Origin of the sequence: Paraburkholderia terricola (assembly GCF_003330825.1) — a bacterium.
In the GTDB taxonomy this organism is placed as follows: Bacteria; Pseudomonadota; Gammaproteobacteria; order Burkholderiales; family Burkholderiaceae; genus Paraburkholderia; species Paraburkholderia terricola.
The window spans coordinates 138,399-153,641 of record NZ_CP024942.1 but is presented as its reverse complement, the minus strand read 5'-3'; the positions used below and the strand labels follow the sequence as shown (position 1 = coordinate 153,641).

The window sequence follows — 15,243 nt, the reverse complement described above, 5'->3', positions numbered from 1 at the left end:
ACGTCAGGCGGCCTTCGCCCCTGACGCCGGAAGACATCAAATGCGACCCTCAACCACCTCGGCGGACGAGGCGGATAAGAAACAGCAGAATGACCGCGCCGATGACAGCAGTAATGATCGAGCCGATCCAGCCGCTGCCAAGCGAGATATGCAGCACACCGGCAAGCCACCCGCCGATGAACGCGCCGACAATCCCGACGATGATGTCGACGATCAAGCCGAAGCCGCCGCCCTTGACGAGCACGCCGGCCAGCCAGCCGGCGATCGCGCCGATGATGAGCCATGCAATGATGCCGTGTTCCATAATCGAGACTCCTTGGTTGAGTGTGAAAAATTCACGGTGACAGAGCTTAGTCGATGGTCATGCGGCAGTCCATATTCAGGACGGTAAATTAACATTGTCTGAATGTATTGCGACTAAGTGTAGACGATGCGCCCGCATAAGCGGCACTTGCTCACGGCGCATTATTCCGGCGTCGGCTCCGCTTCTCTGGCCGTCCAACTGACGCTCGATACGCTTTTTTCCATACTGATGCGGCTTGCCATCTGTTCGAGCTTCGGCTGGTCCTTGGGATGCAGCTTCAGTGTCGCCGTGACACGGATACGTCCGGTATCGCCTTCCACGTCCTCGCTGGTCAGGCTCTGGAACGACAATGGCGCCGAATACATCGAGTTGGACACGGCGGTGCGAATGTGAATCTCGTCGGTTTCCCGGCAGACGATCGTCAGCACGTACTCGCGAATCAGGTCCGCGTTGGAAACCGGCGCCGCGTTGATGGTGCGGCTCACTTCACGCAGCACCGTATTGGTGAGCAGCACAACCGCGGTGCCGGCGATCGCGGGGCCGTAATGGCCCGCACCGCATAACACGCCGACCGCCGCCGAACACCACAAGGTCGCCGCGGTATTGATGCCCTGAATGGAACCCTTGTCGCGCATGATCACGCCGCCGCCGAGAAAGCCGACGCCGGATACGACATACGCGGCGATCTGGGTGATGCCGGTGGTGCCGTTGCCGGTCAGTACGCCGAGGGTGACGAACAGGCACGCGCCGCTCGCGACGAGTGTGATCGTGCGCAGGCCGGCGTTGCGCTGACGCATCTGCCGTTCGAGGCCGATTGCCACGCCGCAGGCGAAGGCGGCAAGGAGCCGCAAGACGAATTCAATTGTCATCGGTAAGAAAGCTTGTGGCGCATATCCGCGCAGTGTGAGCCCTACGCATGACAGCAGCGCGAATCGCCGACGAAACGCGGATGCGGTCAGGCATGACGAGAACGCGAGCGGGGCTCGCGGCGGCGCTGAACGTCGCGGAGCAATCGGATGGCATCGAACCATGCGGCGCTTCACACGCGGAGAAGCGCGATAAAAGGCTGTGAAAAGTAAAGAGACGACGCGCACCGTCGAGCCCGGAGGCAAGACGGCGACAGACAGGAAAGCTGACGCGGAAATCTTGCCGATCAGGCGATCGGGTGAATCGAAGCTCGACTGGTAGTACTGCTACTGTCCAAGATCGTGATTCCGGCTAAATGAAGTGGGCGAATTTTAGGCGGCTCTGCAAAGGTAAGTCAAGCCGGGATAAAGCACACAGTGCTGGCGAACCCATGTCCTGTTGTGGAAACTTCCAGTGAAAATCTGGAACTATCACCGCGTAAATGGGGACTCCGAATATTGACCGACCTCATCCCGGAAGCCACACTGTTCGCACATTTCCAAATACGTCGCGCGCTTTTAGCACTCTCGCAGCGCTCAATCCACGTTTCACTTCTAGCGGCTTTGCTCGAGCATTGTGCGGAAGGTCTTGATCCAGGATTCGCTCGACGTCGTCCGTTTTAGCCGTTTACCCCAGTTGAGGAAAGTATGAAAGTTCAAGCTCGTCGCATCATCGCCGGCGCGTTGATTGCTGCCGCTCCGCTCATGTCGTTTGCCGCAGGTCTGCCCGCGCCGTTCGAAGGTAGCAGCACGCTGCAGGCGGAAGGCGTCGTGACATCGGTAGACATGGCGAAACATTCGGTCACCGTGCGCGATGCTCGCGGCAGCCAGGCTTCGTTCAATGTCACCGACTCGCGCGACCTTACGCAGATCAAGCAGGGCGGCAAGGTCCACGTCCGCATGGTGCGCAACGCCGTGATCAGCGTTACCCGTGGTGCCGGTCAAGGTGCTGCTACGCCGGTCGTTCAGTCCAACACCGCCGGGAACGTCACCGCCGAGATCCAGACCGTCGACCACGCGTCGGGCATCCTGGCCCTGAAGGGTCCGAATAACGCCGTGTTTCATATCAAGGGCCGCGAGCCGGCAACACTCGCCAATGTGACTCCCGGTATGCAGGTGTCGGTAGCGTTCGCGCCGCAAGCCAGCGTGGCCGTCGTGCCCGCGCAATAGTCAGGCTAACGGACGCTGCACGTTGGCGCCTTGGAAGCGGATGTCATTGCCGACGTCCGCGCTCCTGTCATGCAGTCAGTCCAATACAACGCAGGCGCCGTTTCATGACGGCGCCTGCGTTTCGCTTTATTTGGATGCCTTAATCGGGCTCGCCAGGCACAAGGCGCAACCGTGTGATTTCAGACGGCGCGCCGAGACGCTTCGGCGGTCCCCAATACCCTGTGCCACGGCTCGTGTACACCCACAGTCCATTCAGGCGTGCGAGGCCGGCTGTGAACGGCTGTTGAAATCTCACAAAGAAATTCCACGGAAAGAACTGACCGCCGTGCGTGTGGCCGGATAGCTGCAGCGTGAAACCGGCGGCCGCGGCCGCCTCAGCGGAGCGCGGCTGATGGGCGAGCAGCACCTTGATCAGCACGTCGCCAGGCGCGCCGGCAAGCGCGGCGACAGGGTCGCTACGATGCAACGGGTCATGATGACCCGCCGAATAATCGGTCACGCCGGCAATCACGGCGCGCGCGCCGTCGTGGTCCACGATCACGTGTTCGTTGAGCAGCACGATCAATCCGAGGCGTCGGAATTCGTCGATCCATGCATTTGCGCCGGCGTAATACTCGTGGTTGCCGGTAACGAGAAAAGCGCCGTGACGCGCGCTCAACCGCGAGAGCGGCTGCGTGTGGTTCCTCAATTGCGGCACGCTGCCGTCCACGATATCGCCGGTCACGGCAATCAGATCGGGCTCGAGACGGTTCACCGCATTGACGATGGCGTCCACGTAATGGCGTTTGATGGTCGGGCCGACGTGGATATCGCTGATCTGAACAATCGTGAAGCCGTCCAGCGCGGGCGGTAAATCGTCGATCGGCACTTCGATCGTCACCACTCTGGCGCGCCGGCGCGCGTTGACGAGACCGACGAGCGTCGAAAGCAGCGCAGTCAAAGGCACCGCTGCCGCCGAACCGGTCCGCCAGATTCCCATTGCCACGGCGCGCGGCCAGATTGCATCGATGGTGAGCAGCGACGCGAGAACCACGTCGCGCAAAAAAGTCAGCACCAGCAAAGACGAGAAAAAACCCATCGCCAGCAGGCCGACCCATGCGAGCCGGTCGCCGAGCGGCTGCCGTTTGATGGTGCGCGCCAGCATGCCGAGCGGAATCAGAAAGATCGACAGCACGAGCCACAGCGCGCAAAGCCCTCGACCGACAGTATCGATCGGCATGTCTGGAATCAGACGGAAGCCGACATAAATATGCAGCAGGATGCCAATGAGGATGATGCGGACAAGAAACGATGAGCGGCGCATAGGGAAGATAAGGGCGGGAAGGGTCCGAGACGAACTGAACCTTGGGCGACTCGGAGACTGCGATGCCGCGTTAGCGAACGGGGTGAACCATTCTACCGGCATGTGCCACTGCGCGCCGGGCGGCACCAAACTTGCTCGCCAAGTTATGGAACCCGCCTTGGGCGGCCGCCCCGGCTACTGCATCGCAGCATCAAGACCGCGACGCAAGGCCCGCCCGGCGGTGCTTGGAGCCATAATTAAATGGGCTTTGAATCGTGTCCGTGCGTAGACTATTCTCAAAATGAACCGGCTTGCATCAGGGCCGCCGCGGCCGGATCGCGGTTCGTTTTATCGCCGGTAAAGGCGAGGCAGGGGGCATCATGAAACTGCTCAGATCAGGCAATCAGTTACCGCCCGCGCACCACGCGCATCATGTCGGGTACGAGGGCAGCCATGTGATGCTGCCGCTGGTGGTCTTCTCGCTGATGGCGGTCAGCCTGTACGTCGGCGTGCGCAACATCGACTTTTCCGAACTGGGCAAAACCGCGCTCTTCTACATCGTGATGGTGTGCGTCGCGCTCGGCATCGCAGGGTTGTTCGGGGTGGTCGGCGGGTGGTTGCGTTCGAATGGCGAGGATACCGAGGAGGGCTTCTGCTTTATCGGCGCCGTGATCGGCGCAGTGGTGTTTTACGTCGCCGTCTTCACCTGATCGCGTGGATGAGTTCCGGTCCATCAGACGATACGCGCGGTTCGTCGAACGAACAGCGCGCGTTGCGCGGCAATAGTTTCGCCGGATGCCGGGCGCACGGGCGGCCAGGATATTGGGTCGCACTGCAGCGTTGAATCGCGAAATGTCGTCTCCGCGATAGCCCTATTGTTTCCGGCGAACCAACTGCACGCGTCGGCATGCGGAAACAGCTTCGGCAGTTGGTTATCAAACGCCATCTCCTTCCCGACGATCACCGTGAGCCGCTCTGTCGCTGCCGCCATAATAGCCACACCTTTTCTCCCGGCACGCATCGCGCGTGCGGCCGCACTCAGCCCAATCTCATGATGGATCTCTTTGATGATCATCGCCTGCCGGCGCCCGACGTCGACTGGTATCCCGACTGGCTGACGCCCGCGGCGGCGCAGCGGACTTTGACGCGGCTTGTCGGCGAAGTCGAATGGCGCCAGGACATGATGGGTACGCCCGCCGGCCGCGTGCCGCTGCCGCGTTTGACCGCCTGGCAAGGGGAGCCGGACGCGGTCTACGTCTACTCGGGTATCCGCAACGTGCCGCAACCCTGGACGCCGACCGTCGCCGAACTGAAGGCCGCCGCCGAAGCCGCCTGCAACGCCCGTTTCAACAGCGTGCTGGTCAACCGCTACCGCAGCGGCGCCGACAGCATGGGCTGGCACGCGGACCGCGAGCCTGAACTCGGCGCCCGGCCGGTGATCGCGTCGGTGAGCCTCGGCGTGGCGCGCACCTTCGATTTGCGCCACAACGAAACCGGCGTGACGAAGTCGTTTTCGCTCAAAGGCGGCAGTTTGCTGGTGATGAAAGGCGACACGCAGGCCGAATGGCGGCATCGGGTGCCTAAGGAGTCTGATGTCACGGGCGAACGAATCAATCTGACGTTTCGTTGGGTCACGCCGCGTGCGGTAACGCGGTAGACCGTCGTGAACCGGTCAGCCCGGCAGCGCGCCATCGGCACGTAAGCGCATAAAAAGCCCGTCAGCCGGAACGCGGACCAGGCGCCGCCGACATCCTCGACGCGGAGGTCGACACACGGCCACGCGACAACCGACACCGTCCGCTATACCAGAATTGATATCGTCGGCGCGAATCATATGATTGGACGGTTAACGCGCCGCACACTACGCTACATCACGATCCACGCACCGTGAAAGCCGCAAGCGCTGGGCGGTTTCGCTGGGTCGCCTACACAACAACGATCAGGAGACAGTCATGGCGAATACACGACGCGCCGCATGTCGTGCGTTGGGCGCGCTCGCATTGTGCGCGGGCATGGGCGCGCTGACGCTGGCAGCACCGGGCGCCTACGCGCAGGACAAACAGATCACGCTCGGCTTCGCCCAGGTCGGCGCCGAAAGCGCATGGCGCACGGCGAACACCGAGTCGGTGAAATCCGCCGCCACTGAAGCGAAAATCAAGCTCAAATTCTCCGACGCCCAGCAAAAGCAGGAAAACCAGATCAAGGCGATCCGCTCCTACATCGCGCAGAAAGTCGACGTCATCGCGTTCTCGCCGGTTGTGGAATCGGGCTGGGAGCCGGTGCTGCGCGAGGCTAAAGCCGCAAAGATTCCGGTGATCCTGACCGACCGCAACGTCGACGTGAAAGACACCTCGCTTTACGTGACGATGATCGGCTCCGACTTTCTGGAAGAAGGGCGGCGCGGCGGCAAGTGGCTTGCGGACCACTACAAGAACGAAAAGAACACGGTCAATATCGCGGAACTTCAGGGAACGGTTGGCTCCGCGCCCGCCAATGACCGGCACGCCGGCCTGATCGAAGTAATCAAGAGCGATCCCAAGTTCAAGATCATCGCGTCCCAAAGCGGCGACTTCACGTTGGCCGGCGGAAAGCAGGTCATGGAGGCGTTTATAAAAACCTATGGGAATAAAATAAACGTAGTTTATGCGCATAACGACGATATGGCGCTCGGCGCGATCCAGGCAATGGAAGAAGCCGGCATGCATCCGGGCAAGGACGTGATCGTCGTCTCTTTCGATGCGACCAAGGGCGGCTTCCAGGCGATGGCCGCCGGCAAGATGAACGTCGACGTGGAATGCAGTCCGCTGCTCGGGCCGCAGTTGATGTCGGCGGTGAAGGACGTCGTGGCCGGCAAGCCGCTGCCCAAGCGCATTCTCACGGAAGAAACCGTCTTTCCGATGAGCGTCGCGGCGCAGACATTGCCGACGCGCAAGTACTGACGCACAGTACCGAGGCTTGCTGACCAAAAAGCGGCGCACGAACTCAGCACGAAAGCGCAGTACGGACAGGTGTAGCAGTTTCTCCAGCGGTGCCTGACCGCCCGTCTGCTTGGGCAGCGGGCGGTCTCTTTTCCGCGGTGTCCGCTGAGTGCCTTCGAGTTTCGCCAGAGCCACCGAAGCAACGCACCAACGCACCGCCGATCGAGCGAGGTCTATGACGCATCGCGCTTCTGAACCCAATCCGCCGGCCGTCGGCGCTATCGCAACCATTGCCGATGGCGCCGCGAACGCACACGAGCCCATTCTTGCCACCGCCGGCGTCAGCAAGACGTTTCCTGGCGTGAAGGCGCTACAGCAGGTCGATTTCCGCCTGTTCCCCGGCGAAATCCACACGCTGATGGGCCAGAACGGCGCCGGCAAGTCCACGCTGATCAACGTGCTGACCGGCGTGGTTGCGCCTGATGCTGGCACGATCCGCCTGGGCGGCGAGACCGTGGCGTTCGCCTCGCCGCAGGAAGCCGAGGCGGCCGGCGTGCGCACGCTGTATCAGGAAGTGAACCTGTGCCCGAACCTGTCGGTCGCGGAGAACATTTTCGCGGGCCGGCAGCCGCGCCGCTTCGGCGCGATCGACTGGCCCGACATCAAGCGCCGCGCGCAGGCCGCGCTCGCGCGTCTCGACGTATCGCTCGACGTCACGCGCTCGCTCGACGCTTATCCGATCGCCGTGCAGCAGATGGTGGCGATCGCGCGAGCGCTGTCGGTCGATGCGCGCGTGTTGATCCTCGACGAGCCGACCTCGAGCCTCGACGACAGCGAAGTCGCGCAGTTGTTCAAAATCCTTCGCCATCTCAAGAAATCCGGCATTGCGATTCTGTTCGTCACGCACTTCATCGAGCAGACGTATGCCATTTCCGATCGCATCACGGTGATGCGCAACGGCGAGCGTGAAGGCGAATATCTCGCGCGCGATTTGCCGGCCGATCAACTCGTCTCGAAGATGGTCGGCCACGAGCGCATGAGCGCGCGCCTGCGTGAAGCCGCGCATGAAGGCCGCGATCCGCACGAATATCAGCATGGCAAGGAAGCTGTTCAGCCATTCGTCGAATTGCGCGGCGTGGGCCGGCGCGGCACCATGCAGCCGCTCGACCTCGACGTGCAGCCGGGGCAGATTCTCGGCCTCGCCGGATTGCTCGGCTCGGGCCGCACCGAAACCGCGCGGCTGCTGTTCGGCGCGGACCGCGCCGATAGCGGCACGATCCTCGTCGAAGGCCGGCCGGTGCGCTTGCGTTCGCCGCGCGACGCGGTGCATCACGGCATCAGCTACTGCGCGGAAGATCGCAAGAAAGAAGGCATCGTCGCCGAACTCTCGATCCGCGAGAACATCCTGCTGGCCTTGCAGGCAAGACGCGGATGGTGGCGCAAGATCAGCCGTCAACGCGCGCGCGAACTGGCCGATCTGTGGATCGAGCGGCTCGGCATCAAGGCCTCGGACGCCGAGCAGCCGATCGGGCTGCTCTCCGGCGGCAACCAGCAAAAAGCACTGCTTGCGCGCTGGCTCGCCACCGATCCGAAGCTGCTGATTCTCGATGAACCCACGCGCGGCATCGACGTCGCGGCCAAGTTCGACATCATGGACCGCCTGCTGGCGCTGTGCGCGAACGGCTTGAGCATTCTGTTCATCTCGTCCGAGATCAGCGAGGTGGTGCGGGTCAGCCATCGCGTGGCGGTGTTGCGCGACCGCCGCAAGATCGCCGAAGTGGCCGGCAAGGCTTCGAACGAAGACAACATCTACCGACTCATCGCGGGGAGCGGCGAATGAAGCTATCGAACTGGTTCGTGCGCGACGGCGCCGAGCGCGCATTGATCTGGCCGTGCGTCACGCTCGCGTTGCTGTGCGGCCTGAACCTGTGGGTGAACCCGCATTTTCTGTCGCTGCGGATGCTCGACGGCCATCTGTTCGGCGCGCCGATCGACGTGCTGAATCGCGCCGCGCCGCTCGTGCTCGTCGCGACCGGCATGACGCTCGTGATCGCCACGCGCGGCATCGACATTTCGGTCGGCGCGGTGGTGGCGATCGCGGGCGCCGCCGCCGCGACGATACTCGCGACGCAGCCCGTGCCGAGCGGCGGACTGATCGCGCAAGCCCTGGTGGCGGCGTTGATCGTCGGCGTACTGAGCGGCATGTGGAACGGCTTGCTGGTGTCGTTCGTCGGCATGCAGCCGATCATCGCGACGTTGATTCTGATGGTGGCCGGCCGCGGCATCGCGCAATTGCTGACGGCGGGGCAGATCATTCCGATCGGCGCGCCCGGCTATCTGTTCGTGGGCGGCGGTTACTGGCTTGGTGTGCCATGTTCGGTGTGGATCGCGACGGTGGCCGTGCTCGCCACCGCGGCGCTCGTCGAAGGCACCGCGCTCGGGCTCTTCATTCGAGCGATCGGCGTGAATCCGGTCGCGACGCGTCTCGTCGGACTGCGCTCGAAAGCCCTCGTCTTCGCGGTGTACGGTTTCTCGGGATTGACCGCCGCGATGGCGGGCATTCTCATCAGCTCGAACGTGCGCAGCGCCGACGGCAATAACGCCGGCCTGCTGCTCGAACTCGACGCGATCCTCGCGGTGACGCTCGGCGGCACGTCGCTGCTCGGCGGCCGCTTCAGTCTCGCGGGCACGGTGCTCGGCGCGCTGATCATCCAGACGCTCACCTACACCACTTATTCGATCGGCGTGCCGCCGGAAGCGACGCTCGTCGTGAAGGCGGCCGTCGTGCTCACGGTGAGCGTGATCCAGTCGCCGGCGGCGCGCTCGATCGCCATGTCGCTCTTCACGCAGCGCGGGGTGGCCCGATGAGACGACTCCTCGAAGCATGCGCCCGTATCGTCGATCCGCGCACGTTGCCGATCGCCGTCACGATCCTGCTGTTCTGCGCGCTGTTCGGTTTCGGCTCGGTGATGTACACCGGCTTTTTCTCGTGGCAAGTGCTGCTCGATCTGCTGGTCGACAACGCGTTTCTGCTGATCGTCGCGATCGGCATGACGTTCGTGATCGTCTCGGGCGGGATCGACCTCTCGGTCGGCTCGATCGTCGCGCTAACCACGATTGTCGAGGCGGTGCTGTCCGAACACATGCATTGGCCGGTCTGGCTGATCGTGCCGGCCGTGCTGCTGATGGGCACCGTGTTCGGCGCGGTGCAGGGCGCGCTGATTCACTTCTTCCGCCTGCAGGCGTTCATCGTCACGCTGGCCGGCATGTTCTTCGCGCGCGGCCTGTGCTTTCTGATCACGACGCAGTCGATCACCATCAACGATCCGACCTTTCACGCGATCTCGGCGTTTCGCCTCGACATCGGTATCGGTTCCGTCACCGCGAATGTGTTGATCGCCTTTATCACGCTGCTTGCGGCGATTTATATCGCGCATTTCACACGCTTCGGCCGCAACGTGTATGCGGTCGGCGGCAACGCGCGCTCGGCGCTGCTGATGGGCTTGCCGGTCGCGCACACGCGGATCGGCGTGTATGCGTTGAGCGGCTTCTGCTCGGCGCTCGGCGGCGCGGTCTTCACCTTCTACGTGCTGTCCGGTTACGGTTTGCAAGGGCAGGGCATGGAACTCGACGCGATCGCCGCGACGGTGATCGGCGGCACGCTGCTGACGGGCGGCGTCGGCTATGTGCTCGGGTCGCTGTTCGGGGTCGGCATTCTCGGCACGATCCAGACCTTGATCACGTTCGACGGCACGCTCAGTTCATGGTGGACGCGCATCGTGATCGGCGCCTTGCTCTGCGCGTTCTGTCTGTTGCAACGGCTGATCGAGCGGCATGCGAAATCGGTGGGGCGTCCGGGCGGAAGCGGCGCGGTGGTGACGCCGGGGCGTGAGCGCGCGCGCAGCGATGCGGGTGCGGCGGCGGATTCGCAAACGATCGGACGCGCGCCGGAACAGGCTTTATAGCGCCGCTCGGGAACGCGGGCCTTGCGGCGCCCGCCCGCTCACCGCTCAATCCGCTTCCAGACGCCGGCGCGCCGTCGCCACCAGCCGATCGAACGGGAAGCCGCTCGCGGCCAGCGCGGCGGCATCCGGAAAGTTGTCGCGCGCAATGTCCGTCAACACCTGGCCGGGCGGCGCTTCGATCAGCACGCGAGCGCCCATTTCCAGCATCGCCGCGAGCGCGTCGAACCAACGCACGGTGTAGCGCATGTTCGTGACGAGATCGTCGCGGATCGCGTCCGCCGTGTACAAGGGCCGGCCGCCGCGGTTGCCGACATAGGTGCCGTGCGGCGTGTAAAAAGGCACGTCATGGGCGTAGGCGACCAGCTCGTCGGTGGCATGCGCGAGCAATTCGCAATGCGACGGCACGCTCACCGCGAGCCGGGTGGCCTTGCGGGCACCGGCTGCCAGCGCACGTTCGATAAACGCATCCAGCGCGGCATTCGCGCCCGCCACGACGATCTGACGCGGCGCATTCACATTGCCGATATAGACGCGCTGTCGCGCTTCGTTCGCGTGCTGCGCGGCGAGCGTTTCCAGTTGGTGTTCCGTCAAACCCGACACGGCCGCGAGACCGTATCCCGACGGATACGCGGTTTCCATCAATTCGGCGCGCTTGCGAACCATCCTTAGCGCATCGTCGAAGTGGACAGCGCCGCAACTGACCGCCGCGGCATACGCGCCCACCGACAGCCCCGCGTTGAGCGCCGGTATCAGCCGTTCATCGGCCAGCGCACGCGTGATCGCCACGCCCGCAACCGTCAAGCCGATCTGCACCGCGACGGTCGAACGCAGCGCGTGCGCGGTATCCAGTGTCAGCACATCGGCGCCGATCACCTCGGAGGCTTCCGCGAGCGTTTCGCGCACGAGGCGATGCTGGGGCAGACGATGCAGGAACCCTTCGGTCTGCGCGCCCTGGCCGGGGAAGATCAATGCAAGCATCAGACGTCGTCGCCGCGAACAGCGGCCCAAGGATCGGCGACGAGTTGCGGGCCGCGTGCGTCGCGCGCCATCACCTGCGCCTTGCCTGCCGCCCATTCGGCCAGCGCCACCCCGCCCGCGGGCGTTTCGAGTTGCGCGTCCACGCGAATGCCGGCGCGCTGCGCCAAAGCTTGCAGATGGCCGAGCAATCGAACGGCGTCCTCGTGTGCGAGCTTCGACGGCGTGCGGATCAGCAAGTCGAGATCGCTCGATTCGGACACGGTAGGCACTTGCGCCGCGAGTTCGAAACCGGCGCTGCCAGTCGGTCCCCAAACGAAGCCGCGCAATGGCCCGTCGGCCTCGCTCTGCAATGCGGCGAGCGCGGCGAACGCTGGCAACGCGGCGCGCTCGCCAGCAGGGCTGCGGTGCGCCAACACTTCCGGCGATATGACATTTTCGATATCGTCCGCCGACGCCCACGTGCCATAGCGCTGCGAACGCCCCGCGCCGCGCACGCCAATCGCGATTACACCCTCGGCGGCCAACGCGCGTCGCACGACCGCATACGGCGCACGAGCAAAGGCCTCGCGCACCCATGCCGGTTCGCCATCGAACTGTTGCAGGCGCCGCAAGCGCAGCAGGTCATGCGGCCGCCATCGCGTATCGCGGGACAACGCTTGACCGTTTGGGAACGGCGGGGCGGCGCAGACTCGCATCACGTGGCATCCCATTGTTCGGCGAGACGCCGGCGCACTTCGATCGACGCCGCGCGGTTCTGCCGCGCCGCCGCCGATTCGAGCCGATGCGACAGGTCACGGCTGCCGTCGCGCGCGCTGCGAATCTGCGCCGACAACACCTCACGCACGCGCTCGATCTGCGCGGCATCCGGCGCATCCGCATCGACGCCTTCGATCACCTGATCGAGCAGCCCGAGTTTGGCGAACGAGGCCATGGTGTACGACATCGGCACGATGGTTTCGCCGAGCGCGTCGAGCGCTTCGACGGTGCGGCGCGTGACGCGCGCGGCGGCTTCCTTGCCCATCGCGTGAACCATTGTGCCGGGCGCGTCGAGCGCGACGATGCGGTTGGCCTGGTAGCCGTGCGCGAGGAAGGCCCCCGACATCGCGGGCCCGACGATCAGCGCGATCACCGGATGGCCCGCATCGCGCGCCGCCGCATACGCATCGACGGCGGCGGCGCAGGCGAGGTGAATGCCGAGCATCTCCTCGCGATAGCCATATGCCTGGCTTTTCACGTCGACGATCGCGACGATCGGGCGGCGCGTGCCGCTCGCTTCGTCCCGCGTCATCGCTTCACGCACGGCCCGCGCGAGCAGCCAGCCCTGTTCCAGGCCGACGACGTTATCGGTCGCGCGCGGAAAACGGTTGTCGGGATCGGGCACGACCGCGATGAAGCGCGCGGTCTCGCCGCCGAGCGGCGCATCGGCGCTCAATACCGGCGCCTTGCCGGACGGTTCGCCGGCGAGCGCCTGAAACCAGCGCGCGCCGCGGCTCGGTTGAGTGTCGTTCATGCTTGCTCCTTGCGCGCGTCGTTTTGCACATGCGGGTGGTAGACCTCGCGCATCGTTTCCGGCGTGACGCTGGCCGGATCGATCCGCGCGAGCCGGTCCAGAAACGTGTCGACCTGTTCGCTGCGATGCGCGGCCGGCAGGCCTTGCGCGAACGCGGCGCGCACGGCGGCGCTCACGGCGTCGGCATCGTCGTCGACCAGCCGATCGGCCAGCGCGGTCGCGGCCCTTTGTTCGCCGCCGATCAATTGCCACACGCGGCGGCGGTCGCTCGCGTCGAGTTCCTCGATGCCCGCTTCCTGTTCGATCACCTCGGGGCCGTTCATGCCGAGCCGGCCTTGCTTCGTCACGACGAGATACGAGCACAGCGCGGCCGCGAGCGACATGCCGCCGAAGCAGCCCACCATTCCCGCGATCACGCCGACCACCGGCACATGCCGGCGCAGCGCGACGATCGCCGCCTGAATCTCGGCGATCACCGCGAGCCCGAGATTGGCTTCCTGAAGCCGCACGCCACCGGTCTCGAACAGCACCACGGGGCGCACGATCTTGCCGCGCTCGCAGTCGCGCAAGGCCATTTCCAGCGCGGCGGCGATCTTGCTGCCCGACACTTCGCCGATGCTGCCGCCCTGGAACGCCGATTCGATCGCGGCCACCACGGCGGGTTCGCCGTCGATGCTGCCGCGCGCGATCACGCAGCCGTCGTCGGCCTGGCAGACGACGCCTTGCAGCGGCAGCCACGGCGACTCGATCTTGTCGAACGGTCCGAGCAATTCGCGGAAGGTGCCGGCGTCGAGCAGCGAGCGGGCGCGCTCGCGCGCCGGCAGTTCGATGAAACTGTCGCGCAGAATCGGCGCGGGATGCGCGGTCGCAACGGTAGTCATGCGGCGTCTCCCTGTTCGGCCGCCTCGACGGCTTCCGCGAGGCGCAATGCCACTACGCCCGGCGTCGCGCCGAAGTCGTTGATTTCGATGTGCGCGGCGCCGTCGTAGCGCGTGAAGAAGCGGTCGAGCACGCTTTTCCAGATGTGGCCATAGCCGTCGACGCTGGTGCGCACGACCACATGCGCGTTCAGCGCGGCGCCGTTACCGGCCGGCGACAGCAGCACTTCCAGATCGCCGGAACCCACCACGCCGACATGCGCGCGGGTCGTGACGGCGCGTTGCGCCGGATAGTCGAAGGTCAGATGTTCCATGTGACTGGGCTCCCGCCGGCGTCGTGTTGCGCCAGCATGTCGAGAAAAAGGGTGGCGGCGAGCAGATCGGCCGCGCCGCCAGGCGATGCATTGAGCGACAGCAGGTCGTGCTCGAGTGCGGCAAGGGCGGCGGCGCCCGCGTGCGTCGAACTTCCGCCGGCAGCGAGCACGCGGCGCGCGCCGCGTTGGCCGGCGTGCAAGCCCGGCAAACCCGCGCGATGCAACAGGCAGGTATCGTCGAGCGAAGCCATGATCGCGAGCAGGGCGTCGAGGCGCGCCGCATCCTCGGCGATGCCTCGCGCGCGTGCCGCGACCAGCGCGGGCAGGCCGATTTCGACGACATGCGGAAAACCGTCTTGCGCTTCGCGGCGCGCGCCGCCGACCTGATAACGCTGACGTGCGCGTTCGCCATGACTGTTCGAGGGCGCGGCGAAGCGATCCGGAAAGCAGGCGATCCGCGCGGCACGTCCGCATACGTGCGCCGCATGGCGTTGCGTGCCGCCGCCCGGCATCGACGCGCCCGCGACGAGCAAGCCGACGATCCAGATCGCGCCGCGGTGCGCGTTGCTGCCGCCGGTGGCGCGCAGCATGTCGTGCTCGCCGGCGCGGCCGATTTGCGCGAGTTCGGTACGCAACAGCGCCGACGGTTCGCCGCGGCGGCGCGCCGCGCGCGCCAGCGCCGCGAAGGTCGGCGCGAGCGCGTGTGCCGAGCGCAGCATCGTGGCGAGGTCGAGATCGCGATGCGCGCCGCTGCCGCGCCGGTCCACCAGCGCGGGCTTGGGGGTGAGTTGCGCTTCCTCGATCAGCGCGGTGACGGCGTAGCGCGACAACTGCGCGTCGGCGGGCACCGCCGCGAGCGGCGCGGCGTGGGCGGCATCAGCGTGAGAGACAGCATGAGCGAGGACGTGAGCCGGCCTATCAACAACATCGGCGACATCGGCGCGTAAATCGTTCTGCGCGACACACGCGGTGTGTGCGCAGGCCCGATCCGCACGCGCGCGCAAGGCGGCGGGCGCCAT

16 protein-coding genes and 1 pseudogene are annotated in these 15,243 nt (G+C 65.0%); 7 read left to right on the top strand and 10 right to left on the bottom strand.

Annotation, left to right across the window (positions count from 1 at the left end; all coding sequences use genetic code 11):
* Positions 1-49: 49 nt before the first annotated feature.
* The gene (locus CUJ90_RS19105) at positions 50-304 is read right to left on the bottom strand and encodes a GlsB/YeaQ/YmgE family stress response membrane protein (protein WP_073431937.1); all 255 of its coding nucleotides are present in this window, start codon (positions 302-304) and stop codon (positions 50-52) included.
* Positions 305-465: 161 nt separating this feature from the next.
* Positions 466-1,173, bottom strand: coding sequence for an MgtC/SapB family protein (locus CUJ90_RS19100; RefSeq protein ID WP_114163675.1), 708 nt, complete (start codon positions 1,171-1,173; stop codon positions 466-468).
* A 684-nt stretch (positions 1,174-1,857) separates the two neighbouring features.
* On the opposite strand from CUJ90_RS19100, the gene CUJ90_RS19095 reads away from it, so the two are divergent.
* A complete protein-coding gene (locus CUJ90_RS19095) occupies positions 1,858-2,379 on the top strand; it encodes a hypothetical protein (protein WP_114163674.1) in 522 nt (173 codons plus the stop codon).
* Between the two features lie 139 nt (positions 2,380-2,518).
* On the opposite strand, the gene CUJ90_RS19090 is transcribed toward CUJ90_RS19095, so the two are convergent.
* On the bottom strand, positions 2,519-3,682 hold the full coding sequence (locus tag CUJ90_RS19090) for a metallophosphoesterase (RefSeq protein WP_114163673.1): 1,164 nt from the start codon (positions 3,680-3,682) through the stop codon (positions 2,519-2,521).
* Positions 3,683-4,041: 359 nt separating this feature from the next.
* On the opposite strand from CUJ90_RS19090, the gene CUJ90_RS19085 reads away from it, so the two are divergent.
* Positions 4,042-4,371: a hypothetical protein gene (locus CUJ90_RS19085; RefSeq protein ID WP_114164659.1), complete on the top strand. Its 330-nt coding sequence runs from the start codon at positions 4,042-4,044 to the stop codon at positions 4,369-4,371.
* A gap of 122 nt (positions 4,372-4,493) precedes the next feature.
* Here CUJ90_RS19085 and CUJ90_RS19080 read toward each other — a convergent pair.
* Positions 4,494-4,631: pseudogene (locus CUJ90_RS19080) on the bottom strand (malonic semialdehyde reductase); the annotation flags it as partial.
* A gap of 81 nt (positions 4,632-4,712) precedes the next feature.
* Here CUJ90_RS19080 and CUJ90_RS19075 point away from each other — a divergent pair.
* The 5 genes from CUJ90_RS19075 (at position 4,713) to yjfF (ending at position 10,544) form a co-directional block, all read left to right on the top strand.
* Positions 4,713-5,318 (top strand): alpha-ketoglutarate-dependent dioxygenase AlkB family protein, encoded by a 606-nt coding sequence (locus CUJ90_RS19075; protein ID WP_114163672.1) that lies wholly within the window; start codon positions 4,713-4,715, stop codon positions 5,316-5,318.
* Between the two features lie 355 nt (positions 5,319-5,673).
* A complete protein-coding gene (locus tag CUJ90_RS19070; protein ID WP_227470935.1) occupies positions 5,674-6,600 on the top strand; it encodes an ABC transporter substrate-binding protein in 927 nt (308 codons plus the stop codon).
* A gap of 214 nt (positions 6,601-6,814) precedes the next feature.
* The gene (locus CUJ90_RS19065; protein ID WP_114163671.1) at positions 6,815-8,419 is read left to right on the top strand and encodes a sugar ABC transporter ATP-binding protein; all 1,605 of its coding nucleotides are present in this window, start codon (positions 6,815-6,817) and stop codon (positions 8,417-8,419) included.
* Positions 8,416-9,447, top strand: coding sequence for an ABC transporter permease (locus CUJ90_RS19060; RefSeq protein WP_114163670.1), 1,032 nt, complete (start codon positions 8,416-8,418; stop codon positions 9,445-9,447). Before CUJ90_RS19065 ends, CUJ90_RS19060 begins: the two co-directional genes overlap by 4 nt.
* Entirely contained in the window at positions 9,444-10,544 is a 1,101-nt protein-coding gene (gene yjfF / locus CUJ90_RS19055) for a galactofuranose ABC transporter, permease protein YjfF (protein WP_073431929.1), read from the top strand. The genes CUJ90_RS19060 and yjfF overlap by 4 nt, the downstream gene beginning before the upstream one ends.
* Positions 10,545-10,589: 45 nt before the next feature.
* On the opposite strand, the gene mdcH is transcribed toward yjfF, so the two are convergent.
* From mdcH to CUJ90_RS19025, 6 genes are read right to left on the bottom strand one after another with little or no spacing between them, the layout of a single operon-like run.
* On the bottom strand, positions 10,590-11,522 hold the full coding sequence (gene mdcH, locus CUJ90_RS19050; protein WP_114163669.1) for a malonate decarboxylase subunit epsilon: 933 nt from the start codon (positions 11,520-11,522) through the stop codon (positions 10,590-10,592).
* Complete coding sequence (locus CUJ90_RS19045) at positions 11,522-12,217, bottom strand: malonate decarboxylase holo-ACP synthase (RefSeq protein WP_114164658.1); 696 nt, start codon at positions 12,215-12,217, stop codon at positions 11,522-11,524. Before CUJ90_RS19045 ends, mdcH begins: the two co-directional genes overlap by 1 nt.
* Complete coding sequence (gene mdcE / locus CUJ90_RS19040) at positions 12,217-13,032, bottom strand: biotin-independent malonate decarboxylase subunit gamma (RefSeq protein ID WP_114163668.1); 816 nt, start codon at positions 13,030-13,032, stop codon at positions 12,217-12,219. Before mdcE ends, CUJ90_RS19045 begins: the two co-directional genes overlap by 1 nt.
* Positions 13,029-13,913, bottom strand: a complete 885-nt coding sequence (locus CUJ90_RS19035; protein WP_114163667.1) for a biotin-independent malonate decarboxylase subunit beta — start codon at positions 13,911-13,913, stop codon at positions 13,029-13,031. Before CUJ90_RS19035 ends, mdcE begins: the two co-directional genes overlap by 4 nt.
* Positions 13,910-14,224 (bottom strand): malonate decarboxylase subunit delta, encoded by a 315-nt coding sequence (locus CUJ90_RS19030; protein WP_073431925.1) that lies wholly within the window; start codon positions 14,222-14,224, stop codon positions 13,910-13,912. Before CUJ90_RS19030 ends, CUJ90_RS19035 begins: the two co-directional genes overlap by 4 nt.
* On the bottom strand, positions 14,212-15,243 hold the full coding sequence (locus CUJ90_RS19025; protein WP_114163666.1) for a triphosphoribosyl-dephospho-CoA synthase: 1,032 nt from the start codon (positions 15,241-15,243) through the stop codon (positions 14,212-14,214). The genes CUJ90_RS19030 and CUJ90_RS19025 overlap by 13 nt, the downstream gene beginning before the upstream one ends.